Below are 25,447 nucleotides of genomic sequence, written 5' to 3'. Positions count from 1 at the left end.
CGATGGGGGTCGCACGCCTTCCCGTGGGTCGGCCGTGCCCTGTCGGCGTTCGGCCGCAACCCAGGCTTCAGCAGCAAGGAGTGAACTCCCCACCATGAAGGTTGTCGACAAGGTCCTGCGGATCGGCGAGGGCAAGATCCTCCGCCAGTTGCAGGGCATCGCGAAGATGGTCAACTCCATCGAGGACGACTTCGTCAACATGTCGGACGAAGAGCTGCGTCAGCAGACGGCGGAGTTCAAGGAGCGTCACCAGAACGGGGAATCCCTGGACGCGCTGCTCCCGGAGGCCTTCGCGGTGGTCCGGGAGGCCGCCAAGCGGACGCTGCACCAGCGGCACTACGACGTCCAGATCATGGGTGGGGCCGCGCTGCACCTGGGCAACATCGCGGAGATGAAGACCGGTGAGGGCAAGACCCTGGTCGGCACGCTCCCGACGTACCTGAACGCGCTGTCCGGCAAGGGCGTGCACGTGATCACGGTGAACGACTACCTGGCCAAGTACCAGGCCGAGTGGATGGGCCGGGTGTACCACTTCCTCGGCCTCGACTACGGCGTGATCCTGCCGGAGATGACCCCGGCCGAGCGCCGGATCGCCTACGCCAAGGACATCACCTACGGCACCAACAACGAGTTCGGCTTCGACTACCTGCGCGACAACATGGCGGGCAGCATCGAGGACTGCGTCCAGCGCGAGCACAACTACGCGATCGTGGACGAGGTGGACTCGATCCTGGTCGACGAGGCCCGGACGCCGCTGATCATCTCCGGCCCGGCCGAGGACAGTCAGCGCTGGTACATCGAGATGGCCCGGATCGCGAACTCGCTGAAGGCGTGGACGCTGGCCGACGAGGCGGAGCTGAAGCGGAAGAACCCGCGGATCACCGACCTCGAGATCGACGAGACCAAGCGCCGGGTCGCCGACTACGACGTCGACGAGAAGAAGCGCACGGTCGCGATCCTCGAGCGCGGGATCGAGAAGGTCGAGGACCGGCTCGGCATCGACAACCTGTACGAGTCGGCCAACACCCCGCTGATCAGCTACCTGAACAACGCGCTGAAGGCCAAGGACCTGTTCCACCTGGACAAGGACTACGTGGTCGTCGGCGACGGCGAGGTCCTGATCGTCGACGAGCACACCGGCCGGACGCTGCACGGCCGCCGCTACAACGAGGGCCTGCACCAGGCGATCGAGGCCAAGGAAGGCGTCGAGATCAAGGAGGAGTACCAGACCCTCGCGACGATCACGCTGCAGAACTACTTCCGCCTCTACACCAAGCTGGCCGGCATGACCGGTACGGCGATGACCGAGGCGAACGAGTTCTCGAAGGTCTACAAGCTCGGCGTGGTGCCGATCCCGACCAACAAGCCGATGATCCGGGTCGAGGAGCGGGACCTGATCTTCCGCACCGAGGACGCCAAGTTCGACGCGGTGGTCAAGGACATCGTCGACGCGCACGCGACCGGGCAGCCGATCCTGGTCGGTACGACGTCGGTGGAGAAGTCCGAGCGGCTGTCCCGGCAGCTGCTCAAGGAGAACATCAAGCACGAGGTGCTGAACGCGAAGCAGCATGCGCGCGAGGCCGCGATCGTCGCCGAGGCCGGCCGGAAGGGCGCCGTCACGGTGGCCACCAACATGGCCGGTCGTGGTACCGACATCATCCTCGGCGGCAACCCGGAGTTCCTTGCCGACAAGGAGCTGCGGGCCCGCGGCATCGACCCGGCCGAGGACATCGAGCAGTACGAGGCCGAGTACCCGGCGATGCTCGAGCGGTTCGAGAAGCAGGTCAAGGAGGAGCAGGCCGAGGTCCGCGAGCTCGGCGGCCTGTACGTGCTCGGCACCGAGCGGCACGAGTCCCGCCGGATCGACAACCAGCTGCGCGGTCGTGCCGGCCGGCAGGGTGACCCGGGCAAGTCCCGGTTCTACCTGTCGCTCGAGGACGACCTGATGCGGCTGTTCAAGCGCGAGATGGTCGACTGGGCGATGTCGCGGAACAACGACGACAGCCAGCCGCTGGAGAACAAGGTCGTCACGAAGGCGATCGCGTCGGCGCAGGGTCAGGTCGAGGCGCAGAACTTCGAGACCCGGAAGAACATCCTCAAGTACGACGACGTGATGAACCGTCAGCGGCACGTCGTGTACGACGAGCGTCGCCGCGTACTCGAGGGCGCCGACCTGCGCGACCAGGTGCAGGACATGCTCGAGGAGACCGTCACCGGGTACGTGCAGGGCGCGACCGCGGACGGGTTCGCCGAGGACTGGGACCTGGACGCGCTGTTCACCGCGATGAAGACGCTGTACCAGTCGGAGCTCACCGAGGACGAGCTGATCGAGGAGGCCGGCGGCGAGAAGGCCGGCCTGACCCAGGACTTCCTGGTCGAGCGCTTCCTCGAGGACGCGACCGCGGCGTACGACCGGCGTGAGGAACTGCTCGGTGAGGACGCGATGCGCGAGCTGGAGCGTCGCGTCGTACTGAGCGTGCTGGACCGCAAGTGGCGCGAGCACCTGTACGAGATGGACTACCTGCGTGAGGGCATCGGCCTGCGCGCCATGGCGCAGCGCGACCCACTGGTCGAGTACCAGCGCGAGGGCTACGACATGTTCGCCTCGATGATGGAGTCGATCAAGGAGGAGTCGGTCGGGTTCATCTTCAACGTCGAGGTGGACGTGGAGGCGATGCGCGCCGAGATGGAGCTCGCGAACGAGGCGGCCCTCGCGGACGAGGACCGACTCGAGGGCCGCTCGATCCAGGACATCCTTTCCTCGGGTGCCGCGGTCGCCGAGCTCGCCGATCCGAGTGAGGACGAGGAGCGGCCGCAGGACACCCCGCGGCCGCGGGACACGCCGCGCCTGCGGGCCAAGGGCCTCACCAACGAGCCGCGTGCGCAGCGGCTGACGTACTCGGCGCCGACCATCGACGGTGACGACGAGGTCGCGATGCACCAGGACGCCGTCGAGGGCGGCACCCTGGAGTACGCCGGTACGCCGCGCAACGCCGCCTGCCCCTGCGGCTCCGGCAAAAAGTACAAACGCTGCCACGGCGACCCCCAGTCGGACGTCTACAAGTTCTAACCACCACGCGCGCAACGGCCGGTCCCCTCTGCTTGGGGGCCGGCCGTTGGTGGTTTGAACAGGTACTGGGGGCGGTGCACGGGAAATATCCTGTTCACCGCCACCGGCGCGCGGGTACAGGCCCCGCGAGTGGCCGACCCCGCCGGTTGCGAGGGCGGGTTGGTGGGGTGCCGACGATGGCGAGGGCGGTTGGTGTGGTGCGGGCCATGGCGTGTTGGTGGGGTGGGTGTGGTGCCGGCCATGGCGGGGTGCGGGCGGGGTGTGGTGCGCTTGGGGTATGTGGCTGCGGGAGAGGTTTGGGGTTGGGGTGCCGGTGGTTGGGGCGCCGATGGCGAATGTCAGTGGCGGGGAGTTGACTGCTGCGATTTCCGCCGCCGGTGGGTTGGGGATGCTCGGAGCGGGATCGGCTGTCACGGCTGACTGGATCCGCACCGAGGGAGCGATCGCCGCTGCGAGCGGTACGCCGTACGGCATCGGGCTGATGGCGTGGTCGGTGAAGGACCATCCCGAGCACCTGGAAGCGGTGCTGGAGCTGCGTCCCGCGCTGGTGTCGCTGAGCTTCGGGGATTACACGCCGTACGTCGGCCCGCTGCAGGAGGCCGGCATCGTCGTCGCCACGCAGGCCGGCACGGTCGCGGATGCCCGCGAGGCCGTAGACGCCGGCGTGGACGTGATCGTTGCCCGCGGCGCCGAAGCAGGCGGCCACGGACGGAACGCCGTCGCCACCCTCCCGCTGCTGCAGGCGATCCTCGACGCGACCGACCTGCCCGTGCTCGCGGGTGGCGGGATCTCCGGCCCACGCGGCCTAGCGGCTGTACTTGCTGCCGGAGCCGTTGGCGGCTGGATCGGTACGGCGTTCCTGACCTGCGTGGAGGCGCAGACGAAGGAGCCGGCGCGGCAGCGGATCATCGAGGCGAACGAGACCGAGACCGTCTACGGCACGGTGTTCGACGCCGCCTCGCGTGCGGGCTGGCCGGACGAGTTCGGTGGCCGAGCGCTCCGCAACGCCTTCTTCGACACGTGGGAAGGACATGAGGAGGAGCTCAAGACCGAGGACTCGGCACACGAGGTGTGGGTCGAGGGGTCCAAGGTCGCCGACCCGGCCCGCGCGTCGATCTACGCGGGCCAGGGTGTCGGCGCATTGACCGGTCAGCCGACCGCGGCCGAGGTCCTCGCCGGTTTCGCGACGTACCGCGACTATCTGAGCGCCGCCCTCAACGACGGGTCCAAGTAGTTGCGGTGAGCAAGCACCAGGTCGTTGCACAGCTCCCAGATCTGCTCGACGGGTAGTGCGGCCGCGGTCGCCGGGTCGACCATGACGGCTTGGCGGATCGCGCGCGGATCCTCCTCGATCGCTGCCTGTACGGCGAGTTCGGCCACGTTCAGGTACGAGCGGTTGAGCGCCGCGCACTGCGCCGGGAGTGCGCCGACCGCGGTCGGCTGTACGCCGGACGCGTCCACCAGGCACGGGACCTCGACGACCGCTCCGGCCTGCAGGTTGGTGATCAGACCGGTGTTCGGCACGTTCCCGTAGACGGTCCGAGGAGTGCCGGTGACGATGCTGTGGATGATCTGCGGGGCGTATTCCATGGTGGGCTCGACATCGACCGGCTCGCCCGCCTTCAACGCGTTGCGGGTCTGCTCGTAGGACGCGAGGTTCTCCGCCACGATGTCGAGGTACGCGCCGATCGGCAGCCGGAGCCGCTCGATCTCACGCGCGTGCCCGAGGTACCACGGCACGTACTCGGAGGAGTGTTCGCTCGTCTCGGTCGGGTAGTACCCGAGCCGCCGGTACATGTCGACCCGGACCCGGCGCAGCAGCTCGGGATCCGCCGCGATCGCCTCGTCGAGCCGGTCGTACAGGTTCTCGGCTCCGCGCTCGAACCGCAGTACCCACGACTGATGGTTCACCCCGGCGGCGAGGTACGTGACGTCGTCGTACGGTACGCCGACCAGCTCGGACAGGCCCTGCATCGTCCAGTACACCGAGTGGCAGAGCCCGACGACGTTGCGGACCCCGAGCGCCTTGAGGTACCAGACGTTCATCACCATCGGGTTGGTGTAGTTGAGCAGCCACGCGTCCGGGCAGACGTCGGCGATGTCCTTCGCGAGCCCCCGCAGTACCGGGAATGTCCGCAGCGCGCGGAACACCCCGCCGACGCCGAGGGTGTCGCCGATCGTCTGCCGTATCCCGTACCGGGCGGGGATCTCGAAGTCGGCGTGGGTCGCCGCGTTCATCCCGACCTGCACGATGTTGATGACGAAATCGGCGCCGTCCAACGCCGCCCGGCGCTCGAGATGCTTGCTGATCTGCGGTACGACGCCACGCTCCCGGGCGATGTACGACGCCGCGGCCGCGGCCGTCTCGAGCCGCTCGGGGTCGATGTCGTGCAGAGCGATCTGCAACGGCCCGAGCTCGAGCGCGAACAGATCGGCGAGCAGCCCCTGCGTGAACACCACACTGCCGGCACCGATGAAGGCGATCCTGGTCATGACGTCACGCTTTCTACTGCTAGGTCCCAGTCGGGTTGTGCTGCTGTGCCGCCTGCAGCCCGGGTTGATAGCGAACCGCAGGCCGCGGCGATCGCGAGGGCGCGGTCGGGGCGGGAGCCGTTGAGTACGGCGGCCACCCAGCCGGCGTCGAAGCTGTCGCCTGCTCCGACGGCGTCGATCGTTTCGACCTTGAGCGCCGGTGCGGTGAGGACCTTCGACCCGCTGTGGGCGATGGCGCCGTCGACGCCGTTCTTGACCACGACGAGGGGACCGCGGCGGGCCAGGATGCCGGCGGCGTCCTCGACCTGGTGGTGGCCGGTCAAGGCCAGGGCCTCGGCGGCGTTGGGGAGGAAGTAGTCGGTGACGCGCAGGATCGGGTCGAGGACAGATCGGTCCCAGCGCCCGGTGGGATCGTCGTTCGGATCCAGCGAGGTGGTCGCCTTCGCAGCCTTCGCCTTCTTGAAGATCCCGGCCAGCCCGGCCGCCAACGACGGCAACAGATAGAACGACGCCGCATGCACATGCCGCACCGAACGCACCAGCTCCAGCGGTACGTCGTCCGCGCTCGTACTGGGCAAACATCCCGGGGAGGTGAGGATCGCGCGATCGTCGCCCGAGGTGAGGATCGTGGTGAGCGGGGTCGGCAGTGTGGGATCGACGACCAGCGCGTCGACGTTCACGCCGTGGTCGGCCAGCGACGTACGGACGAAGTCGCCGGCCGGGTCGTCGCCGACGCGGCCGGCGAACGCGACGCTGAGCCCGAGCCGGGCCGCGCCGCATGCCATGATCGACGCGGAGCCGCCGAGCACGAGCGACCCAGTCGGAACCAGACGCTCCCGCTGACCGAAGAGGATCGGCTGGTCAACCGGCCCGATCACGACATCAGGGTTGGCGTCGCCAATGACAAGGAGGTCCATAGTCAGCCTTTGAGTCCGGTGGAGGCCAGGGAGCGGATGAACGCCTTCTGGGCCAGGAGAAACCCCAGCAGAACGGGCAGCACGGTGATGACGTTGCCGGCCATCACGGCGGACCACTGGGTGTGGTGCTGTCCCTGGAACGTGGTGAGCCCCAGCTGGAGGGTGTAGGTGGAGTCGCTGTTGATCGCGATCAACGGCCAGGTCAGGTCGTTCCAGGTCGCGAGGAACGTCAGTACGGCGACAGTGCTCAACGCCGGCCGCGCGAGTGGCAGCACGATCGACACCAGGATCCGGAGCCGCCCGCAGCCGTCGATCCAGGCCGCCTCCTCGAGCTCGCGGGGCAGCGAGACGAAGAACTGCCGGAACAGAAACACGGAAAGCGGTGTCACCAGCGACGGCACGATCAGCGCGCCGAGCGTGTCGATCAGACCGAGGTGCTTCATCACCAGGAACGTCGGGATCATCGTCAGCTGGAACGGGATCACCATCGTCGCCAGCATCAGCCCGAGGACGAGCTTCGACCCGGCGAACCGGATCCGCGCGAACGCGTACCCGCCGAGCGACCCGAGCACCAGGTTCGCCGTCACCGCCACCGCGGAAACCACGAAGGAATTCAGGAACCAGCGCGGAAACAGCGCGTTTCCGAGCACGTACCGGTAGCCGTCGAGCTTGATCCCGTGCGGCCACAACGCCGGCGGAAAACGGTTGATTTCCGCGTTGCTCATCACCGAGCTGACCAGCAGCCACACCAACGGCAACGCGAAGAGCAGCGCCAGCGGCGCGAGGACGAAATGCCAACCGCTGATCCGCTTCATCGGGCAGCCACCCGCCTCCGGTAGATCTGCAATGCGGCACCGACCACCAGCAACGCGACCGCCAACGTGTACGCCGCTGCCGCGCTGTAGCCGGCCGTGAACGTCTTGAACGCCTTCTCCCAGATGAAGTACACGATCACCGTCGTCGACCCGAGCGGTCCGCCCTTCGTGGTGACGAACACCAGGTCGAACACCTGCAACGCGTTGATGGTCTGGAACAGCAGGAGGAAGATCGTCACCGGAGCCAGCGCGGGCAGCGTCACGTGCCGCAGTACGCCCCAACGACCGGCGCCGTCGATCCGGGCCGCCTCGACCAGCTCGCTCGAAACCCCTTGCAGGCCGGCGAGATAGACGATCACGCAGAACCCGGTGCCGCTCCACAAGGAGATCGCGACCAACAGGTACAGCGCCTGACCCGGATCGCTGAAGAACCCCTGTGCCGGGAGCCCGACCTTGTGCAGCAACGAGTTCGCGACCCCGAATTCCGGGTCGAGCACGAACGAGAACAGCACGCCCTGCGCCGCCGCCGACACCACGAACGGCACGAACACCAACGTCCGGTACAGCCCGATCAACGCGATCTTGCGGTCCAGCGCGATCGCGATCCCCAACCCGGCGACCACGCTCAGCGGCACATACAACGCCGTGTAGATCAGCGTGTGCGAGACCGCCGACCCGAACGCCGGGTCCTTCACCAGCGCCTTGTAGTTCGCCAGCCCGACCCACTCGCTCGGCGACACCAGATCGTTCACCTGGAATGACAACAGCAACGACCAGAGCACCGGTACGACGCTCAGCCCGAGAATGATCACCACCGACGGACTGACGAACGCCCACCCGGTCGGACCTTCACCACGCGCCCGCCGCTTGGCCGCCTGGGACCGCGGATCGACGGTGAACGTCCCGACCACACTGGCCATCAGCTCGGCACCGCCAGCACCTGGTTGCACTGGTCGACGGCCTGCTTCAACGCGTCCGCGGGACTCTGCTTCCCGAGCAGAACGGCGGCGATCGCCGCACCCACGTGCTCAGAGATCTGCGGGTACGTCGAGATCGTCGGCCGCACCTTCGCAGTGTCGAGCGCGGTCACGAACACGTCCAGCCCGTTCGTCGCCGCGGAATGCTTCTTCCAGTCAGGCATTTCCGCGGTCGCCTTGGTGATCGGCAGGCTGCCGCCCTTGATGTCCCACTGCAGGTCCTGCGCCGGTTCGGCCAGCCAGGTGACGAACTCGGTGGCCGCCTTTACCTTCGTCTTGCCGTTGTCGAAGATCGTCCACGTGTCCGGGCCGGAAATCGTTATCGGCTTCCCGGAGTACGACGGCAGCGGCACCACGCCGTACTCGAGGCCGTTGTCCTTCAGTTCCGGGAGCTGCCAGGGGCCGGTGGCAACCATTCCCATCCGGCCGCCGAGGAACACCTGGTACAGCTGCTCGCTGCCCGGCTTCGGGTCGACGTACAGCGACTTGTCGGTGCGCAGCCGGTCCAGCGTTTCCAGGGCTTTCGTGCCGACCGAGTCGAACCCGACCAACTTGCCGTCGCCGCTGACCACGTCGCCGCCGAGGTCCCAGATCATCGGCCAGATCCGCCAGACCGTGTCCTCGTCGCCGACCCCAGGCCACCCGGTGCCGAAGATTCCCTTCGCCGGGTTGGTCAGTTGCTTGGCGGCGGCAACGAAATCGTCCCAGGTCCAGCCGGCCTTCGGCGGGGCGACACCGGCGGCGGCGAACAGTTTCTTGTTGTAGACCACGCACAGCGAGTCGAGCAGCGCCGGCGCAGCGCGGACCTTGCCTTTCACGCTGACCGCGTCCTTCGCGGCCGGCCAGTAGTCGTCGATCTTCAGCTGACCGGTGAGATCGGCGACCTTGGGGGACTTGGTCAGGCTGGCGAGATCCGACCCGAAGATGTACGCGATATCCGGGTAGGACCCCGCCGCCAGACCCGCGGTGACCTTCTGCAGCATGCTGTCCGCGGTCACGCCACCACCGCCGCCGACCACCTTGATCTTCGGGTGCGACTGGTTGAACGCAGTGATCAGGGAGTCGATCGCGGCCTTGCCGAGATCCACCTGCCCGTGCCACAGGTCGAGGGTCACGACACCGTCGGCGCCCTGATCCTCGGCCTTTCCGCACGCACCGAGGGTGCCTGCGGCCGCGACGGCGGCGGCCGTGCGGAGGATGTCACGGCGGGACAGGTTTCGAGCATGCTGAGACATGGCGGTCTCCAGAAAGGGTTGCAGGAAAGGAGTTTCAGCAGGTCTTGCGGACGTACCCGGAGTCGCCCGGGACGGAGACGTCCACATCGCGCTGCACGATCGAGAGCGTTCCGCCGTACTGCGAACACGCCGTACGCCGGCCGCTGTCGGTGTACTCGATCACGATCACATTGTTGCCGAAGGCATCGACGTAGTCACCGCACTCGTCGTACTGGCCGCATTCCTCGGCGACCGCGAAGTCCAGGCCGACCGTGGTGCGGGCGCCGGCCAGCTCGACCGTGTTCTTCTGGCCGATGGCGAGGCTCTTGCTGTGAGCGTGGGTGGCCAGCAGGGTCAGGTACGCCTTGGCCTGGCCGGCGGTGAGGAGGTTCTTCGAGCGGGTGTAGCTGTCGTAGTTGTCCGGCTCGATCGCCTTGTAGCCCTTGGCGGCGCAGCCGTCGATCCAGCCGTTGACCTTGGCGGCGATGCGGGTCCGCTTGGCCGCCGTACGGAAATCGAGGAGCGGCTCGCCCCAGTCCTCGTCGATCACAAGGTTGCCCTTGGCATCGCGCAGCAGCAGGTCCGAGTCCCACTGGCCCTGTTCGCCGGGCTGGACCTGGAAAGCGTTGACGTAGCAGATGTTGTACAGGCCGGCCGCCGGTGCGGCGGTCCGGTCGCGGGTGACCACCTGGACACCGGCGGGCGGGGTATACGCGCCGCCGATCTGGTAGTCGAACTTCGCGTGTGCCGGCGGGAGCGTGACGGCCGCGTCGGCGGAGGTTCGGGTGAGGGTGGTCGCGGTGACTGCGAGGGCGGTGGCCGCGGCTGCTACCAGCAGGCGGCGGATGAGTCTGGACACGATTTGCTCCATCGGTCCCGGGGACGCTACCCCGCCTCGGGCCTCACCTGAGCCCTGGCGCCGGGAAACCGGACTGCAGGCCGTCGGCCTGGTACCGGCTGGGTGCGTCACTGCCGACCAGTCAAGCGCCGTGACAACCGCTCCGTCAAGCGATCGACTGCAAACGAGTGCGCGGAACTGCCCGGAGATTGCGGTACTGCGCAGCAGTCCGAGACCTTGACAGAGCGGGTTTAAACCGGTTTAGATGCTGCTTAAACCGGTTTAATCGGAGGTTCGAGTGGCGAAGCGGCCGACCATCGCGGATGTAGCGCTCCGAGCCGGCGTGTCCAAGGGCTCGGTGTCGTTCGCGCTCAACGGCCGCCCCGGACTGGCGCAGACGACCGTGGACAAGATCCTCGCGGCCGCCGACGAACTCGGCTGGCGGCCGAGCAACCGGGCGCGTTCGCTGTCGGTCTCGAAAGCGTTCGCGCTCGGCCTGGTGATTACCCGGGACCCGGCCGTGCTGTCGTCGGACCCGTTCTTCCCGGCGTTCATCGCCGGGGTCGAGAGCGTGCTGTCGATGCGGGGGCAGGCGCTGGTGCTGCAGGTGGTCACGGCCGGCGAGTCCGAACAGGACGGGTACCGGCGACTCGCCCAGGACGCGCGGGTCGACGGGGTGTTCCTGTCCGACCTCCGGCACGACGATCCGCGGATCGGCCTGCTGATCGAGCTCGGCCTGCCCGCGGTCACCCTGAACCGGCCGGACGGGGACTCGCCGTTCCCCGCGGTCACCCTCGACGACCGGCCAGGCACGGGGGAGGTCGTCGAGCATCTGCTCGAGCTCGGGCATACCCGAATCGCGCATGTCGCGGGTCCGCCCGCGTTCGTGCACGCCACGGCACGGTCCACGGCGTTCGTCGACACACTGGCCGCTGCCGGTCTGGAGCCGGTCGCGGTCGAGACCGGTGACTTCACGGCGGCCGGCGGGATCGAGGCCACCCGGCGGCTGCTCGCGCTGCCGGAGCCGCCGACCGCGATCGTCTACGCGAACGACCGGATGGCGATCGCAGGTCTCGGCGCCGCCCAGGCCGCGGGCCTGACCGTGCCGGACGACCTGAGCATCGCCGGCTTCGACGACAGCGAGCTCGCCGAGTACGTGCATCCCGGCCTGACCACGGTCCGCGCCGACCCGTTCCGCTTCGGCGAGGCGGCGGCCCAGACCCTCAACCGGGTCGTAGACGGCGACACCGACGTACCCGACGTCGAGTTGCCGCCCGCAGAACTCGTCGTACGCCGCTCCACTGCTGCACCCCCTTTGTAGGAGGAACCCCTGATGAAGTTGCAAGCTGGATTGCTGGCCGTGGCTCTGGCAGGCTCGCTCGCCGCGTGTGGGAGCGGCGGTGGCGGCGCTGGTGACGCCGACACCGCGGCACAAGCCCGCGGACCCATCACGATCTGGTACTCGAACAACGCCGAAGAAGTCGCCTGGGGCAAGCAGATGGTCGCTGCCTGGAACGCCGAGCACGCCGACCAGAAGGTCACCTCTCAGGAGATCCCGACCGGGAAGTCGTCCGAGGAGGTCATCGGCGCGGCGATCACCGCGGGGAACGCGCCCTGCCTGATCTTCAACACTTCGCCGGCGTCGGTCTCGCAGTTCCAGAAACAGGGCGGTCTGGTGCCGCTGGACGCGTCCTACATCGAGGAGCGGTCCGGCGACATCGCGCAGCAGTACAAGTCGGCGGACGGCAAGTACTACCAGCTGCCGTGGAAGTCGAACCCGGTGATGATCTTCTACAACAAGAGAATCTTCGCGAAGGCCGGAATCACCGATCCTTCCTTGAAGACGTACGACGATTTCCTCGCGGCGTCGCGCAAGGTGGTGGCGTCGAAGGCCGCGAAGTTCGCGATCTACCCGGCGCCGAGCAACGAGTTCTACCAGTCCTGGTTCGACTTCTACCCGTTGTACGCGGCCGAGAGCGGCGGCAAGCAGTTGGTTGCCGACGGCAAGTCGACGTTCGCGTCCGACGAGGGTAAGAAGGTCGCGCAGTTCTGGCGGACGATGTACGCCGACAAGCTCGCGTCGCCCGAGAAGTACACCGGGGACGCGTTCGTGGACGGCACGTCGGCGATGGCCGTGGTCGGTCCGTGGGCGATCGCGACGTACAAGGGCAAGGTCGACTGGGGTGTCGTACCGGTGCCGACGTCGTCCGGTAAGCCGGCGAACGAGATTCACACGTTTTCCGATGCCAAGAACGTCGCCATGTACTCCGCGTGCAAGAACCGCGGGACTGCGTCGGACGTGCTGAAGTTCGCGACCAGCAAGGAACAGGACGGAAAGTTCCTGGCCGCGACCGGGCAGATGCCGCTGCGCAAGGACGTCGCGTTGACGTACGCCGACTACTTCGCGAAGAACCCCGAGTACAAGACGTTCGCGGACCAGGCGTCCCGGACCGTCGAGGTGCCGAACGTGCCGAACTCGATCACGATCTGGCAGACGTTCCGCGACGCCTACTCCAAGTCGGTGATCTTCGGCCAGGAAGACATCGGCACGGCCCTCGACGGCGCCGCCCAGAAGGTCGACCAACTAGCCAAGCAGTCATGAGGTCGCGTGGTCCGCTCGGCCGGGTGCTCGGTGAGCATCCGGTCGGGATCGCGTTCGTCACGCCGTACGTCGTTTTCCTGGCCGCGGTGTTCGCGTATCCGCTCGGGTTCGCCGTGTACATGTCGTTCCACGACTACTTCTTCACCGCGCCGGGCGCGATCGTGGAGCGGCCGTTCGTCGGGTTCGACAACTACGTGACAGTGCTGTCGGATCCAGCGGTACGGCGGGCGTTCGGAAACGTTCTGGTGTTTCTGGTGATCAACGTTCCGCTGACGGTCGTCCTGTCGCTGCTGCTCGCGAACGCGCTGAACGCGGCGATCCGGTGGCGCACGTTCTTCCGGGTCTCGTACTACGTCCCTTACGTCACCGCCTCGGTCGCGGTCGTCGGCGTCTGGCTGTTCCTGTTCAACTCCAACGGTCTGGTCAACTCGGTCCTCGGGCCGCTCGCGCCTGATCCGTCCTGGTTGGTGAACTCGTCGCTGGCCATGCCGACAGTCGCCATCTACGTCACGTGGAAGCAGCTCGGCTTCTTCATCCTGCTCTACCTGGCCGCGCTGCAGAACGTGTCCGGCGAGCTGTATGAGGCCGCTGAGATGGACGGCGCGAGTCGGTGGCAACGTTTTATGAATGTCACGATTCCCGGCGTGCGGCCGGCGACGACGCTGGTCGTGCTGCTCGCCACGGTGACCGGCGCGAACCTGTTCACCGAGCCCTATCTGCTGACCGGAGGCGGCGGCCCGGACGGAGCCTCCGCGTCTCCGGTTCTGATCATGTACCAGCGCGGGATCGAGCAGGGGAACCCCGACGTGGGTTCGGCGATCGGCGTGCTGCTCGTCATCGGTGTGCTCGTACTCGCGTTGGTCGAACGGCGTTTCGTGGGGAAGGAGGAGTCGTGAAGCTCAAGTTCGTCGGCCTGCTGATCGGCGCGTTCGTCTTCCTGTTTCCCTTCTACTACATGTTGATCGGCTCGCTGCAGACCGAGCCGGATCCGTCGGTTTCCGGAGCATTTCCGTCTCCCGGCAACCTGACCGGCCACAACTACGCCGAGATCAACCAGGCGATCCATCTCGGCCGGTCGTTGCTCAACTCCGGGATCTTCACCGGCGGCGTGATCCTCGGGACGCTCGTGTTCGGGGTGCTCGCCGGGTATGCGCTGGCCCGCTTGCAGTTCCGTGGACGCGGGCTGGTGTTCAACCTGATGCTGCTGATCCAGGTCGTGCCGTTCCAGTTGCTGACGATCCCGCTGTACGTGCTGATCGTGCGCAGCTACGGGCTCGCCGACAGCTACCTCGGGATGATCCTGCCGTTCCTGATCAACTCGACCGCGGTCTTCGTTTTCCGGCAGTATTTCCTGCAGTTGCCGGCCGAGCTGTTCGACGCGGCCCGGATCGACGGGGCGTCGGAGCTGAACATCCTCTGGCGGGTCGCCGTACCGCTGGTGCGGCCGGCCCTGCTGACCGGCGTACTGCTCACGTTCATCGGGCCGTGGAACGAGTTTCTGTGGCCTTTCCTGATCACCAAGCAGCAGGACCTGCAACCGCTCGCGGTGTCGCTGTCCAACTACCTCACCACCGTCTCGGCGCGGGCCGCGAACCCGTTCGGTGCCGTGCTCGCGGGTGCGTGCGTGCTGGCTGCGCCCGCAGTGACCTTGTTCATCGTCTTCCAGCGCCGCTTCATCTCGACGAACCTGTCGTCGGGCGTCAAAGGCTAACTTCTGAAAGGCTTTTCCGTGACTGTTCCCTATACGCTCACTCGGGTCGGCGTCCTGATGACGGCCGAGCCGGGCAACGAACTCGAGGCGGCGGGGGTGCTGAACCCGGCCACCGGACACACGCCCGACGGCCAGCTGTACCTGCTGCCGCGGCTGGTTGCTGACGGCAACGTGTCACGGGTCGGCCTGGCCGCCGTCGAACTGGCCGACGGTGTACCGGTCGGCGTCCGGCGCGAAGGTGTCGTGCTCGCACCGGACGAAGGCTGGGAACGCGGCAAGAACAACGCGGGCGTGGAGGATCCACGGGTCACCTTCGTCCCGTCGCTCGGGCTGCATGTGATGACGTACGTCGCTTACGGGCCGCTCGGGCCGAAGCCGGCGCTCGCGGTGTCGTCGGATCTTCGGGACTGGCGCCGGCTGGGTCCGCTGCACTTCGAGTACCAGCCGGACCTGGACACCGACCTCAACCTGTTCCCGAACAAGGACACCGTTTTCTTCCCCGAACCGGTGCCGGGTCCGGACGGCGAACCGTCGTACGCGATGCTGCACCGACCGATGTGGGATCTCGGGTGGTTCCGCGAAGGGGAGGGCGTTCATCTGCCCGCCGGGGTCACCGACGACCGCCCGGGGATCTGGGTGTCGTTCGTTCCCGTCGCGGCCGTCGAGGACGATCTGCGGAACCTCGTCCACCTGCGTCAGCACCGGCTGGTCGCGATGCCGGAGTACCCCTTCGAGGAGTTGAAGATCGGCGCCGGTCCGGCACCGCTGCGGATCCCCGAAGGCTGGCTGGTGGTCCACCACGGCGTCACCGGCGAGCAGCCGGAAGGTTTCGACCCCACCACGCAGAAGGTCTGCTACGCGGCTGGCGCGCTGATCCTCGACGCCGACGACGTGACCCGGGTCATCGCCCGGACTACCGAACCCCTGATGGTCCCGGAAACCGAGGAGGAAAAGGTCGGAACGGTCGGAAACGTCGTGTTCCCGACTGCCATCGAAGAGATCGAAGGCGTGCACTACGTCTTCTACGGCATGGCCGACGCCGCCATCGGCGTGGCCAGATTGGACCGCCTGCTATGAAACCCACCCGCCGGACCGTCCTCGGCGGAGCACTCGCGGTGGCTGCCGCCTCCACAGTCACCCTTCCCGCTGCTGCCGCCACCCGCCTGTCCAATCTCGCCCATCTCGATTTCCTCCGGGCTCCGGTCTCACCTCCAGCCGCCGCCGGTCACACCACGTACGGCTCCGGCCCGCTGGGTGTTCTGTGGACGTACGCCGACCATCAGGCGGACGGCTCGTACCGGCGGATCGGTGGTGGGACCTACGACCCGGCGACGAACACCTACGGACAAGGCGCCTACAACGCGGACGACATCGCGCGGGCAGCCGTTGTGTACCTGCGGCACTGGAAACTCTTCCACCAGGCGAGTTCGCTGCAGACCGCCCGCGACCTTCTGCGAGCCCTCACGTTCCTGCAGTCGCCCAACGGAAACGTCGTGCTCTGGATGCAGCCCGACGGAACGCTCAACCCGAGCGCCGAGCCGGTAGAGCTCCCCGACCCTTCGGACTCCGGCCCGTCCTACTGGCTGGCCCGCACCGTCTGGGCATTGGGGGAGGGATACAGCGTTTTCCGTAGAACCGACCGAGCCTTTGCCGAGTTCCTGAAAGACCGCCTCGAGTCGGCGATCGCTGCCCTCGAACGCCAGGTCCTGATCCGCTACGGCCAGTACAACGTCGTCGACGGCCGCCGCCTCCCCGCCTGGCTGATCGTGAACGGCGCGGACGCCACCTCCGAAGCGGTCCTTGGACTGTCGGCGTACGTCGACGCAGGCGGATCGCCTCGTGCCCGTCAAGCCCTCACGCGTTTCGCCGAAGGCATCGCGCAGCTGCACGCCGGCTCGACGCGCGAGTGGCCGTTCCGGGCGCTTCTGCCCTGGGGCGAGTCGATCTCGGTCTGGCACGCCTGGGGCGCCCAGATGCCGTCGGCCCTCGCCGCTGCCTCGGCCGCGCTCAACGAAAACGTTTTCCTGACCGCAGCGATCGGCGACACCGCCGGCTTCACTCCGCTCCTGCTCACAGCGGGCGGACCCGACAACGGCTGGCTCCCGACGCCGATCGACCGCTCCCAGATCGCGTACGGCGTCGACGCCCGCCTGCAGGCGCTCCTCGCGATCGACCACCCTGGCCAGCAACACCTCGCCGCCTTCGTCGCGGCTTGGTACTTCGGCGCCAACCGCGCCGGCCAGCCCATGTACGACGCCACCACCGGTCGCACGTACGACGGAATCTCCGGCGACGGCAGGATCAACCGCAACTCGGGCGCCGAGTCCACGATCCACGGGCAGCTCTCGATGCTCGCCCTCGACGCCCGCCCGGACGTTGCCCGCCTGTCAGGCGCATCGGCGTACGACGGGCTCCAGATCATCGAGGCTGAGACGGCCACCGGCGGTACGGTCGTCACACCACCATCGGCGTGGACCGGCGAATCCCAATGGAGCAACGGCTCCTACCTCTCCGTCGACGGTACGGCGACGTGGACCGTGCCGGCGTCAGCGCAGCCGCGTCTGGTTCTCCCGGTCGTCAACCTCGTCGACACACCCACGCCGGTCCGGACCACCTGGACGAGCGGCGGCCGCACCCTTGGCACGCTGGTCCACGTCTGCGGCCCGCAAGGCATCTCGGCTGCACCCGGCGCCCTTCAACCGCTGACACTCGCCAGCCCGCTTCCTGCCAACGCGACCGCGCTCAGCACGCAGTCGGCGGGCACGGCTCAGCTGGACGCAGTACTGCTGCTCCCAACGATCAGCAGCCTCCGGATCGGAGCGGCGACGCTGCTGGTCAGCGTCGACACCCGTCCTCGTGTGGTGGGCGCTAGTGGGCACGCGTACACGTACGACTCCAGCGGACGGCTGGTTGCGAGGGGCAAGCCACTCGTCGTACCGGGAGGTTTCACCGTCGTGATCGGCTGAGGGCCTCGGCGCACCAGTCGGCCACGTGCAGCAGCGCCTGGCCGCGCTGGTGGAACAGGTACCGGCTGTCGACCTGGCGGTGGTAGGCGTTGTGCGTCGTGTCCGAGGCGCGGCCCAGCAAGCCGGGCAGGAGCCAGGCGTACTTCACACCGGACGCCATCACCGCCAGCCGCACCTGATCCGGGTCGCCGCGCCAGCCGGCCTCGTGCAGACCGTCGAGGTAGTTGGCGATGCAGGTCTCGGCCAGCTCGGGCAGGCGCTCGGCCGGCCAGAACAGGTCGAACACCGCGTCCGGGATGTAGTTGCCGATGTCCTCACCGAGCGCGCCGTCACCGAGGAACGACCAGTCGAACAGTGCAAGCTCGCCGGTCGGCCGCTGGATCACGTTCGACACCCAGAAGTCGAGGTGGCAGCGGGCGCGGGGGAGCGTCGCGACGAGGTCGAGCAGCGCGTCACGATGGACCAGCAGGCCGGTCCAGGCCTCGCGCAGCTCGGCCGGCCACGTCTCGCGGATGAGCGGCTGCTGCCACGCCGCGTCATCGGTCATCAGGTGCCAGGGAACGTCGCGAGTCGTCGAGTAGTCGCGCAGGAAGCCCGTCGACGTCCACGGCCGTTCGGGTGCGGGACGGGCCTGCCAGCGGCCGCAGGCGCGCGCGAGTACTGCGTGTTCCGCGAGGCTGAAGTGCGTTCCCGGCGTACCGGCGATGTCGTCCATCAGCAGTACGGCGCCGTCGGGCCGCTCGTCGACCTGCGCGGCGGGCAGGACCAGTCCGGCGTCGGCGAGCTGCTCGCGGAGCTCGTCGTCGCGATAGACCTCGAGTTCGCGGCGCCAGTAGTTCCAGTGCCGCGGGTCGGTCGACGCGGCCCACGGCCCGGAGGAGTTGCCCGGCCGCCGCAGTTGTTTGCGTACGGCGGTCCGGCCGTCGGCGTACGTCACCCTCTCGACGTTCGCCGTCACCGCGTTGAGCGGGTTGTGCCGCAACGTCGTCGTACCGACTTCGGTCATGAGGAGCAGTTTGTCAGCCCAAGAGCGTCTTCGGCGGCAGACCGGTGAGAGCTTTCACATCGCGGGTGAGGTGCGCCTGGTCGGCGTACCCGGTGAGTACGGCGACGTCGGCGAGCGGGACGCCGGTGCGCGCGTGGTCGAGGGCAACGTTCATCCACAGGACCCGGTCGAGCGTCTTCGGGCCGTAGCCGAACGCGTCCAGGCAGCGCCGGTGCAGTTGCCGCTCGCTGAGGCCGATCGTCGCTGCCAGGCGGGAGACCCCGGCCGTGCCGCGGAGCAGGCCGCCGCGGACGCTGCGCAGTACGTGCACGGATAGGCGGTCGGTGGGTTGCTCGAGCAGTCTGGCGACCTCGAGATCGAGCGCGGTCGCGTGGTCGGGCGCCGCGCGGATCCGATCCAGCAGGCGTCGGCTTCGGTTCGGCGACCACACATCGGCGAGGCGGACCCGCTGGTTCAGCAACTCGCGGGCCGGTACGCCGAGGAAGCCCGGCGCGGCACCCGGCGCGAACCGGATCCCGGCGTACCGCGTGCCCCGCGGCGCACTGCCCGTCCAGGCGCGACTGTCCGGACCGGCGACGAACAGGTCGTCGTCCATCAGCAGCAGATCCATGCAGCCGTCGGGCAGGATCCGGTACACCCCGCCCTCCGCCGTCCGTGTCCACAGGTCGGCGCCGGCGATGCGCGCGGGGCGCTCCCGGTACGGCTCGACAGCTACAGTCACGCTGCCAGTGTGCTACGCCGCTCCGACAGTTTGCGGACGGCGACTTGGGGCAATGGTTCCGGCGAGGAGGAGATTCCGGTGTCACGTCGCGATGATCTGTCGGGGGTTCCGCTGCTCGGGCGGACGGTTGCGCCGGAGGGAGCCGGCCTCGTGCTCGCCGAGTGGGAGGCCGCGGGACGTACGTCGGACGCGGTCGCGTGGCAGGCGCCGCTGCATGTTCATCACACCGACGACGAGGCCTGGTACGTGCTGTCCGGCACGATGCGGATGCGGATCGACGGCGAGGACTACGACGTACCGTCCGGGTCCGGGATCATCGGACCGCGCGGCGTGCCCCACACGTTCGGCAACCCGAGCGAGGAGCCGGCGCTGTTCGAGAAGTACGGGTGCTCGCTGCTCGGGTGATCAGTCCGGGAGTACGACGTCCAGCACCGGTACGTCGACCGGCAGGTACTTGACCAGGGCAACGTTCTCGCGGATCAACTCGTCGCGGACCGCCGTACCCGTCCGCCGATCGATCACGGTCCGCCAGATCTCGTTCCGCCGGAAGTAGTCCGCGCCGACCCGGAGGAACCGCTCCTCCTTCGCGAACACCCGGTACGACGACTCGGCCGGGACGTCGGCCAGGATCTCGCCCTCGAGATAGCGGTCGCCGACGCCGACATGGAGCTGGAACGTCTGGTCGGTGTCGTTGCGGAACTGCAGGTCCACATAGTTGTAGACGATGCTGCAGCCCACGCCCCACGGCAGCACCCGCCCGTTGTCCGGGAACGGGTCGAAGCTGTGCGTGGACCGCTGCGTCACGGTCAACGGCGAGTGCAGCACCATCCAGTGCAGCAGGTTCGCCAGCTGGCAGATGCCGCCGCCGATCCCCGGTTTGGCCTGCCCGTTCGACAAGCGCATCCCTTGTTTGTAGCCCTTACGGCGGGTCGCGTTGCCGACCACCTTGTTGAACGAGAACGTCTCACCCGGCCGGATCACCAGCCCGTCGACCTGCGCGCAGGCGAGCTTCAGATTCGTCACCTTGTTGTGCTGCATCCACATCTCGGTCTCACCGAGCTGCCGCAACAGCAACGACTTGTGCCGCTTGATTCTTGTCGGAAGGTCGTTCACGTCGCGCGTGACGGCGTACGGCGTGCGGGACCTCATCCACTCCAGCCGCTTGGCAGCACGGTGGTAGCGCACCGCCAACGGGTACAGCAGGCGGATCCGTTCACTCCACCGCCGCCGACGTACCGCAGGGAGGACACGCGCCCGCTCGGCGGCAGTCAACTCCCGAACATCCACCTGCCACGCTGAAGTGGCGGCTGCACTGTCCAACATCACATTTCCCCCCGAAAGACGACCCCGGCCACCGTACGCCGCCGTGTCCCCAGCCACATGACAGAACCAGCACAATCGAATTGCGCCTCGTAAGACGCCAAACCCCCACCAATAGTTCGACGCGGCATGTGCGCACCGTCTAACCGAGTTCGAGCGCAGTGCACACCCACCGGTTACGGCGAACCTCCAACCGGAACGCGACCGCGCGCGAACGTTCCCCGTGCCGAACATGCGCAGCGACCTCAGCAATACACGGCTCCGGCATGAACACCCGCACCGAACGCACAGTGCTCTTCTCCTTGGCCCCACGCATGCCCGCGGTCGAGTTCAACCCCAACATCCGCACCCGCCGATTCAGCTCCATGAACACCACATCGTCGGTGAACCGCACCAACTGCGAGATAGGCCGATCCCCCGCCAACACCTCCGAAACCGCCTGAGCCATCCGAGCCCCCCAAACCCCAACCTCCGGCAAAACCGGAACCCCACCCTCCCGGTCACCAAACCCCCGCCCGGCAACAACCGACGAACCGCCGGAAACAGCGTGAGCCGACGTGGCGCTGGACGTGGCGTGGGTCGATGTGGTGCCGGCGGACGTGGTGTGGGCTGGCGTGGTGCTGGACGTGGTGCCGGCGGACGTGGTGTGGGCTGGCGTGGTGCTGGACGTGGCGTCGGCCGATGTGGCGTCGGCCGACGTGGTGTTGGTGAGTGCGGTGTCGGAAGACGTGGTGTCGACTGTCTTGAGCGACGCCCGGGCCCCGTCAGGCTGCCCAGGCGCCGCGACCGTGTGCGTGGCACCCGCAACCGCCGGCACCACACTGAGCTTCCGCCCCCGCTCCGTCGCCCCACCCACAACACCCGCCGAAGCCGCACCACCCGACCCGCCCGGCCGCGCCGCGCCACCCCGCCCATCCGCAACGCCCGCGCCAACCGCGCCGCCCTGCCCATCCGCAACGCCCGCGCCAACCGCGCCGCCCTGGCCATCTGCAACGGCCGCGCCAACCGCGCCGAACTGCCCATCCGCAACGGCCGCGTCGCTCTGCCCTTCCTGGGTAGGTGAGACGCCCGCACCACCGTGCTCCAGAGCTGGGACGACGGCAGCACCGCCGTGCTCTTCCGGAGCAGCTACGGCCGCGCCGCTCCGCACGTCCAGGGCGGATGCGACGGCCGCGCTCTCCTGCTCTTTCGAACAAGGTGCGGGAGCGTTCTGGGTCTGAGGAGTGGCGAAGGCGTCAATGCTCGACAGGTGCCGCGGCGCAGACACGACACCAAGCCGCGTAATCGCCTGCAACCGCAACGCCAACGCCCCATCCGTCAGTTCCCCGGCGTACCGCGCAGTCGCCGGCACACTGTGCTCACCCACCCCACCAACCGACGCCAACCGAGGCCGAGCCACCGCAGCCAACATCCCCACCAAATCCGCCCCAACAACCCCCGCCCCAGCAACCCCAGCACCACCAACCCCAGCACCACCAACCGGACTCCCGGCGACCGGCGCTCCAGCAACCGCAGCGCCATCAACGGGGCGTCCAGCAACCGCAGCGCCATCAACGGGGCCTCCAGCAACCGCGGCACCAGCAACCGCGGCACCAGCAACTGGAGTGCTAGCAACTGGAGTGCCAGCAACCGGAGCGCCAGCAACCGCAGTGTCAGCAACCGCAATGCCATCAACGAGGGCTTCAGCGGCCGGAGTGCCAGCGACCACTGCACCGGCCGGAGTGTCAGCGACCGCTGCACCGGCGACCGCTGCACCAGCAGCCGCGGTGCCAGTGAGCTCGGTGCCGGCAATCGGAGCGTCAGCCCCCTCAGCTCCAGCAACCGAAGTTCCGGCAGCTGTAGCTCCTTCCGGCCCGCCCGCTGCAGCAGTCGCTGACGACGTACCTGCACCTGTGGCAGCCGACGTACCGGTGCCAGCTACAGCCGGCGTACCAGTGCCCGTGCCAGTCGACGTCCCCGTGCCTGTAGCAGTCGGCGTGTCCGCCGCATTCGCCTCAGGCTGTTTGCTTGACGGTGAGGTGGGGGTGGGGACGTTCATGTGAGCCTCCGGTGCGTCCGGGTGGGTGGGGGCGGGATGTTCGGGAGTGGCGGGGGCTCCGGTGCGGTCCGTCGTACGGGTGGGGACGGCGGCGAGCGGAGCAGCGGGCTGAAGGTCTTCCAGCGGGAGGTCTTCCGGCCGGAGGTTGTGGGGCTGGCTCATGTCACTGCTCCTGGTGGTGGGGCGGGAGGTGGTCGCCGGTGGGCGCGGGCGGGACGCGGAGTACCTGCCCGGGGAGGATGAGGTCGGGGTCGTCCCCGATCACGTGGCGGTTCGCGGCGTACCAGTCCGGCCAGCGTGCGGCGAGCGCTTCAGCCGTCGCTCCAGAGCCGAGTTCGCGGGCGGCGATGCTCCAGAGCGAGTCACCTTCCCGTACGACGACCCGCACCGGGACACCCGGCCGCAGCGCGGTATACCGCGTCGGCGCACCAGCGGTAGGCCGATCCGGCACCCCCACCCGCCCACCCGCGGGCACGTCATTCCCACCCTTCCGTCCGCCACCATCCGTCGCGTGCGAGTCCACAGACCCGCCGGGAGCAACAGGCCGACCAGACCCCGTACGTCCGCCATCCACCCGCCCCGCCGCGTCCGCGCCAGAGGCATCCGACCGACCCGAAGCGGGATCGCCAGCAGCCGCCCGACCGGTGGAGGGATGGCTAGTAGAGGCGCGGTCAGTGGAAGTGCGGTCAGTAGAGGTGCGGCCGGTGGCGGGGTGGCCGAGGGTGCCCGGGCGGTTCGGGGTCGGAGTGTTGCGGGTGGGGTTGTCGGGCGCACGCGTGCTCGGGGTGGCGGGACGGTCCGGCGCGCTCTGGATGGGGTGGCCCAGGCGGACCTGCGAGGGCGGCTCGGTGGAGCGGTAGTCGGTGGGGTCCTGCGGTGCCTGCGGCTTACCCTCGGAGTTCCCGATCTCGACCGCGGAACGGGGCTCGGTGGCGCGGTACTCGTTGCTGTTCTGACGGTCAGCCGTGCTGTCAGTGCTCATCCGATGCAGGCCGGCCCCCGGGCCGCCGATCTCCACGCTGGACGCCGGCTCGGTCGCCCGGTAGTCGGCGCGGTTCCGGACAGCCCGCGCCGGCGAGGTCTCGGAGCCACCAATCTCGACAGCGGAACGGGGCTCGGTCGCCCGGTACTCGCGCGCAGATTGATCCGCCGCGCTGTTGCCACCGCCGAGCTCCACGGAGGATGCAGGCTCGGTCGAGCCGTACGACGCATCGGCCCCGCCGAACTGGACCGTGGAGCGGGGTTCGGTGGCGCGGTACGACGTGTCCGTGTCACCCGTCTCGACGGTGGAGCGGGACTGGATGGCGCCGTGCGAGGTGTCCCTGCTGCCGAAGTGGGTGGAGCGCGGCTCGGTGGCGCCGTACGACGTGTCCGTGCTGCCGAGTTCGACCGTGGAGTGGGGTTCGGTGGCGCCGTAGAACGCGTCGATGCCGCCGAATTGGACCGTGGAGCGGGGTTCGGTGTGGCGGAACGAGGTGTCCCGGCGGCCGAGTTGGACGGTGGCGCGGCTGTTGGTGGATTGGGTGGCCGACGACGGCTGGGTCCACTGGCTGACGTGGGCGGTGTCGGCGGGGGCGGCGTGAGCGGCGCCGACTGTTAGGGGAGTGACGGCGGCGACGCCGAGGCCGGAGCGGAGTAGGGCCCGGGCGGTCTTGGTCGTGATGCGGCCCGCGACGGCTCCGGCCAATGCGCCGACCGCGCCGGGGATCTGTTCGAGCGCCGTGAGTACGGCGGCCAGCACCAGCCACCCGTACGCGATCCACGCGACCGTCCCGACGGCGAGCCTGGTCAGCGAGTCCAGGTCGTACGTCCGCAGGCCGGTGATCGAGCCGGCGGTGATCCACCGCAGCAGCAGGCCCAGCCCGACCAGTGCAGCCAGCATGATCGCGCCTTTGATCGCCCGGATCATCGCGTTCATCCCGCTTCGCCCCCGACCTATGAGTTTGCGTTAGTTTGCGTTGGCTTGATCACTATAGACCGGTTCTACGGGACCTTTGCAAGTCCTTAACGCACGCTGCGTCGTTTTCCGCTGCGGACGGTGACCGTCGGAGGGCGCGGTGATGCCGGGGAGCGGTAGGTTCACGGTCATGCGGTGGGAAGCGTTGTTCGCAGACCTGGAGTCGCAGTTCGAGGCGCTCCAGGACAGTGACCTGTACGGCGAAGTGGCCGATCGGATCCGCGCCGAGGTCGGGAAGATCACGGTGCTGGACCGTCTGCGCGGGGCGGTGAACACCGTCGTACGCGTCGAACTGCAGGACGCGGAGCCTGTCCGCGGACTGCTCAGCCGGGTCGGCAAGGACTGCCTGCTGCTCGAGACCGAGCGCTACGAGGAGTGGCTGATCCCGGTCGACGCACTGGTCGCCGTACACCGGCTGGGACCGTGGGCGGAGCCGGCGGTCGGGGCCGTCGAAGGGAAACTAGGCCTTGCGCACCTGCTGAGGGGGATCGCCCGGGACCGCTCACCGGTCACCCTGTTCTGCAGCGGTGGCGGCCCGGTCACCGGCACCATCGACCGCGTCGGCGCCGACTTCCTGGAACTCGCCGAGCACCCACTGGACGCCCCCCGCCGCCGGACCGAGGTCTACAACGTCCGCCTGGTCCCCACCCAAGCCCTCCGCGCCCTACGCCGCCGCTAACCCCCACCCGCCGCCCACCCGCCGACCCAGTGCACCCCTCCCGGGGTCTGGGAACAGGCAATTGCCTGTTCCGAGCCCCCGCGGCGTCGGCCCAGACCCCACTTCCTATGCGCAGACCCCAGC

The 25,447-nt window shown here is 68.3% G+C and carries 22 protein-coding genes; 10 read left to right on the top strand and 12 right to left on the bottom strand.

From position 1 onward, the window contains the following. Positions 1-94: 94 nt before the first annotated feature. Together secA and ACWF0M_RS07050 are read left to right on the top strand one after the other, a co-directional pair. Entirely contained in the window at positions 95-3,070 is a 2,976-nt protein-coding gene (gene secA / locus ACWF0M_RS07055) for a preprotein translocase subunit SecA (protein ID WP_452234700.1), read from the top strand. A 328-nt stretch (positions 3,071-3,398) separates the two neighbouring features. Continuing rightward, complete coding sequence (locus ACWF0M_RS07050) at positions 3,399-4,304, top strand: NAD(P)H-dependent flavin oxidoreductase (RefSeq protein WP_452234699.1); 906 nt, start codon at positions 3,399-3,401, stop codon at positions 4,302-4,304. On the opposite strand, the gene melA is transcribed toward ACWF0M_RS07050, so the two are convergent. Genes melA through ACWF0M_RS07020 form a run of 6 tightly spaced genes read right to left on the bottom strand, consistent with a single transcriptional unit; the run spans position 4,268 to position 10,345 of the window. Further along, positions 4,268-5,563, bottom strand: a complete 1,296-nt coding sequence (gene melA, locus ACWF0M_RS07045) for an alpha-galactosidase (RefSeq protein WP_452234698.1) — start codon at positions 5,561-5,563, stop codon at positions 4,268-4,270. The two genes, ACWF0M_RS07050 and melA, sit on opposite strands and share 37 nt — an antisense overlap. Next, positions 5,560-6,480, bottom strand: a complete 921-nt coding sequence (locus tag ACWF0M_RS07040; protein ID WP_452234697.1) for a carbohydrate kinase family protein — start codon at positions 6,478-6,480, stop codon at positions 5,560-5,562. The genes melA and ACWF0M_RS07040 overlap by 4 nt, the downstream gene beginning before the upstream one ends. A gap of 2 nt (positions 6,481-6,482) precedes the next feature. After that, positions 6,483-7,295, bottom strand: a complete 813-nt coding sequence (locus ACWF0M_RS07035; protein WP_452234696.1) for a carbohydrate ABC transporter permease — start codon at positions 7,293-7,295, stop codon at positions 6,483-6,485. Then, positions 7,292-8,215: a carbohydrate ABC transporter permease gene (locus ACWF0M_RS07030; protein ID WP_452234695.1), complete on the bottom strand. Its 924-nt coding sequence runs from the start codon at positions 8,213-8,215 to the stop codon at positions 7,292-7,294. Before ACWF0M_RS07030 ends, ACWF0M_RS07035 begins: the two co-directional genes overlap by 4 nt. After that, positions 8,215-9,507 carry an ABC transporter substrate-binding protein gene (locus tag ACWF0M_RS07025; RefSeq protein WP_452234694.1) on the bottom strand — a complete coding sequence of 431 codons (1,293 nt, stop codon included), beginning with the start codon at positions 9,505-9,507 and terminating at the stop codon, positions 8,215-8,217. Before ACWF0M_RS07025 ends, ACWF0M_RS07030 begins: the two co-directional genes overlap by 1 nt. 34 nt (positions 9,508-9,541) lie before the next feature. Further along, positions 9,542-10,345 (bottom strand): endo alpha-1,4 polygalactosaminidase, encoded by an 804-nt coding sequence (locus tag ACWF0M_RS07020; RefSeq protein ID WP_452234693.1) that lies wholly within the window; start codon positions 10,343-10,345, stop codon positions 9,542-9,544. Positions 10,346-10,622: 277 nt separating this feature from the next. On the opposite strand from ACWF0M_RS07020, the gene ACWF0M_RS07015 reads away from it, so the two are divergent. The 6 genes from ACWF0M_RS07015 to ACWF0M_RS06990 are packed head-to-tail and all read left to right on the top strand — an operon-like array spanning position 10,623 to position 17,603. Further along, on the top strand, positions 10,623-11,645 hold the full coding sequence (locus tag ACWF0M_RS07015; RefSeq protein ID WP_452234692.1) for a LacI family DNA-binding transcriptional regulator: 1,023 nt from the start codon (positions 10,623-10,625) through the stop codon (positions 11,643-11,645). A gap of 12 nt (positions 11,646-11,657) precedes the next feature. Then, a complete protein-coding gene (locus ACWF0M_RS07010) occupies positions 11,658-12,926 on the top strand; it encodes an extracellular solute-binding protein (RefSeq protein ID WP_452234691.1) in 1,269 nt (422 codons plus the stop codon). Continuing rightward, positions 12,923-13,822, top strand: a complete 900-nt coding sequence (locus ACWF0M_RS07005; protein WP_452234690.1) for a carbohydrate ABC transporter permease — start codon at positions 12,923-12,925, stop codon at positions 13,820-13,822. The genes ACWF0M_RS07010 and ACWF0M_RS07005 overlap by 4 nt, the downstream gene beginning before the upstream one ends. Next, complete coding sequence (locus tag ACWF0M_RS07000; protein ID WP_452234689.1) at positions 13,819-14,637, top strand: carbohydrate ABC transporter permease; 819 nt, start codon at positions 13,819-13,821, stop codon at positions 14,635-14,637. The genes ACWF0M_RS07005 and ACWF0M_RS07000 overlap by 4 nt, the downstream gene beginning before the upstream one ends. Before the next feature lie 18 nt (positions 14,638-14,655). Then, positions 14,656-15,714 (top strand): glycoside hydrolase family 130 protein, encoded by a 1,059-nt coding sequence (locus ACWF0M_RS06995; RefSeq protein WP_452234688.1) that lies wholly within the window; start codon positions 14,656-14,658, stop codon positions 15,712-15,714. Then, the gene (locus tag ACWF0M_RS06990) at positions 15,711-17,603 is read left to right on the top strand and encodes a hypothetical protein (protein WP_452234687.1); all 1,893 of its coding nucleotides are present in this window, start codon (positions 15,711-15,713) and stop codon (positions 17,601-17,603) included. Before ACWF0M_RS06995 ends, ACWF0M_RS06990 begins: the two co-directional genes overlap by 4 nt. Here ACWF0M_RS06990 and ACWF0M_RS06985 read toward each other — a convergent pair. Together ACWF0M_RS06985 and ACWF0M_RS06980 are read right to left on the bottom strand one after the other, a co-directional pair. Then, complete coding sequence (locus ACWF0M_RS06985; protein ID WP_452234686.1) at positions 17,584-18,609, bottom strand: aminoglycoside phosphotransferase; 1,026 nt, start codon at positions 18,607-18,609, stop codon at positions 17,584-17,586. The genes ACWF0M_RS06990 and ACWF0M_RS06985 overlap by 20 nt on opposite strands. Positions 18,610-18,622: 13 nt before the next feature. Beyond that, positions 18,623-19,330, bottom strand: a complete 708-nt coding sequence (locus ACWF0M_RS06980; protein ID WP_452234685.1) for a helix-turn-helix domain-containing protein — start codon at positions 19,328-19,330, stop codon at positions 18,623-18,625. Positions 19,331-19,408: 78 nt separating this feature from the next. Between ACWF0M_RS06980 and ACWF0M_RS06975 the strand changes: the two genes are divergently transcribed. Further along, entirely contained in the window at positions 19,409-19,735 is a 327-nt protein-coding gene (locus ACWF0M_RS06975) for a cupin domain-containing protein (RefSeq protein ID WP_452234684.1), read from the top strand. On the opposite strand, the gene ACWF0M_RS06970 is transcribed toward ACWF0M_RS06975, so the two are convergent. The 4 genes from ACWF0M_RS06970 to ACWF0M_RS06955 form a co-directional block, all read right to left on the bottom strand. Next, entirely contained in the window at positions 19,736-20,653 is a 918-nt protein-coding gene (locus ACWF0M_RS06970) for a VanW family protein (protein ID WP_452234683.1), read from the bottom strand. It lies immediately after the preceding gene. A gap of 139 nt (positions 20,654-20,792) precedes the next feature. Beyond that, a complete protein-coding gene (locus ACWF0M_RS06965) occupies positions 20,793-21,956 on the bottom strand; it encodes an Rv3235 family protein (RefSeq protein ID WP_452234682.1) in 1,164 nt (387 codons plus the stop codon). Positions 21,957-21,967: 11 nt separating this feature from the next. After that, on the bottom strand, positions 21,968-22,540 hold the full coding sequence (locus ACWF0M_RS06960) for a hypothetical protein (protein ID WP_452234681.1): 573 nt from the start codon (positions 22,538-22,540) through the stop codon (positions 21,968-21,970). A gap of 311 nt (positions 22,541-22,851) precedes the next feature. Next, on the bottom strand, positions 22,852-24,606 hold the full coding sequence (locus tag ACWF0M_RS06955; protein ID WP_452234680.1) for a LysM peptidoglycan-binding domain-containing protein: 1,755 nt from the start codon (positions 24,604-24,606) through the stop codon (positions 22,852-22,854). Positions 24,607-24,775: 169 nt separating this feature from the next. Between ACWF0M_RS06955 and ACWF0M_RS06950 the strand changes: the two genes are divergently transcribed. Then, positions 24,776-25,324 carry a hypothetical protein gene (locus ACWF0M_RS06950; RefSeq protein ID WP_452234679.1) on the top strand — a complete coding sequence of 183 codons (549 nt, stop codon included), beginning with the start codon at positions 24,776-24,778 and terminating at the stop codon, positions 25,322-25,324. Positions 25,325-25,447: the final 123 nt, after the last annotated feature.

Source organism: Kribbella sp. NPDC055110 (genome assembly GCF_053607525.1).
This window is presented reverse-complemented; position numbering and strand designations above follow the sequence as displayed.

Bases quoted from the DNA above. Each gene is read 5' to 3' on its own strand.
- secA (WP_452234700.1), top strand. From the start codon at position 95: ATGAAGGTTGTCGACAAGGTCCTGCGGATCGGCGAGGGCAAGATCCTC.
- ACWF0M_RS07050 (WP_452234699.1), top strand. From the start codon at position 3,399: ATGGCGAATGTCAGTGGCGGGGAGTTGACTGCTGCGATTTCCGCCGCC.
- melA (WP_452234698.1), bottom strand. From the start codon at position 5,563: ATGACCAGGATCGCCTTCATCGGTGCCGGCAGTGTGGTGTTCACGCAG.
- ACWF0M_RS07040 (WP_452234697.1), bottom strand. From the start codon at position 6,480: ATGGACCTCCTTGTCATTGGCGACGCCAACCCTGATGTCGTGATCGGG.
- ACWF0M_RS07035 (WP_452234696.1), bottom strand. From the start codon at position 7,295: ATGAAGCGGATCAGCGGTTGGCATTTCGTCCTCGCGCCGCTGGCGCTG.
- ACWF0M_RS07030 (WP_452234695.1), bottom strand. From the start codon at position 8,215: ATGGCCAGTGTGGTCGGGACGTTCACCGTCGATCCGCGGTCCCAGGCG.
- ACWF0M_RS07025 (WP_452234694.1), bottom strand. From the start codon at position 9,507: ATGTCTCAGCATGCTCGAAACCTGTCCCGCCGTGACATCCTCCGCACG.
- ACWF0M_RS07010 (WP_452234691.1), top strand. From the start codon at position 11,658: ATGAAGTTGCAAGCTGGATTGCTGGCCGTGGCTCTGGCAGGCTCGCTC.
- ACWF0M_RS07005 (WP_452234690.1), top strand. From the start codon at position 12,923: ATGAGGTCGCGTGGTCCGCTCGGCCGGGTGCTCGGTGAGCATCCGGTC.
- ACWF0M_RS06990 (WP_452234687.1), top strand. From the start codon at position 15,711: ATGAAACCCACCCGCCGGACCGTCCTCGGCGGAGCACTCGCGGTGGCT.
- ACWF0M_RS06985 (WP_452234686.1), bottom strand. From the start codon at position 18,609: ATGACCGAAGTCGGTACGACGACGTTGCGGCACAACCCGCTCAACGCG.
- ACWF0M_RS06970 (WP_452234683.1), bottom strand. From the start codon at position 20,653: ATGTTGGACAGTGCAGCCGCCACTTCAGCGTGGCAGGTGGATGTTCGG.
- ACWF0M_RS06955 (WP_452234680.1), bottom strand. From the start codon at position 24,606: ATGAACGCGATGATCCGGGCGATCAAAGGCGCGATCATGCTGGCTGCA.
- ACWF0M_RS06950 (WP_452234679.1), top strand. From the start codon at position 24,776: ATGCGGTGGGAAGCGTTGTTCGCAGACCTGGAGTCGCAGTTCGAGGCG.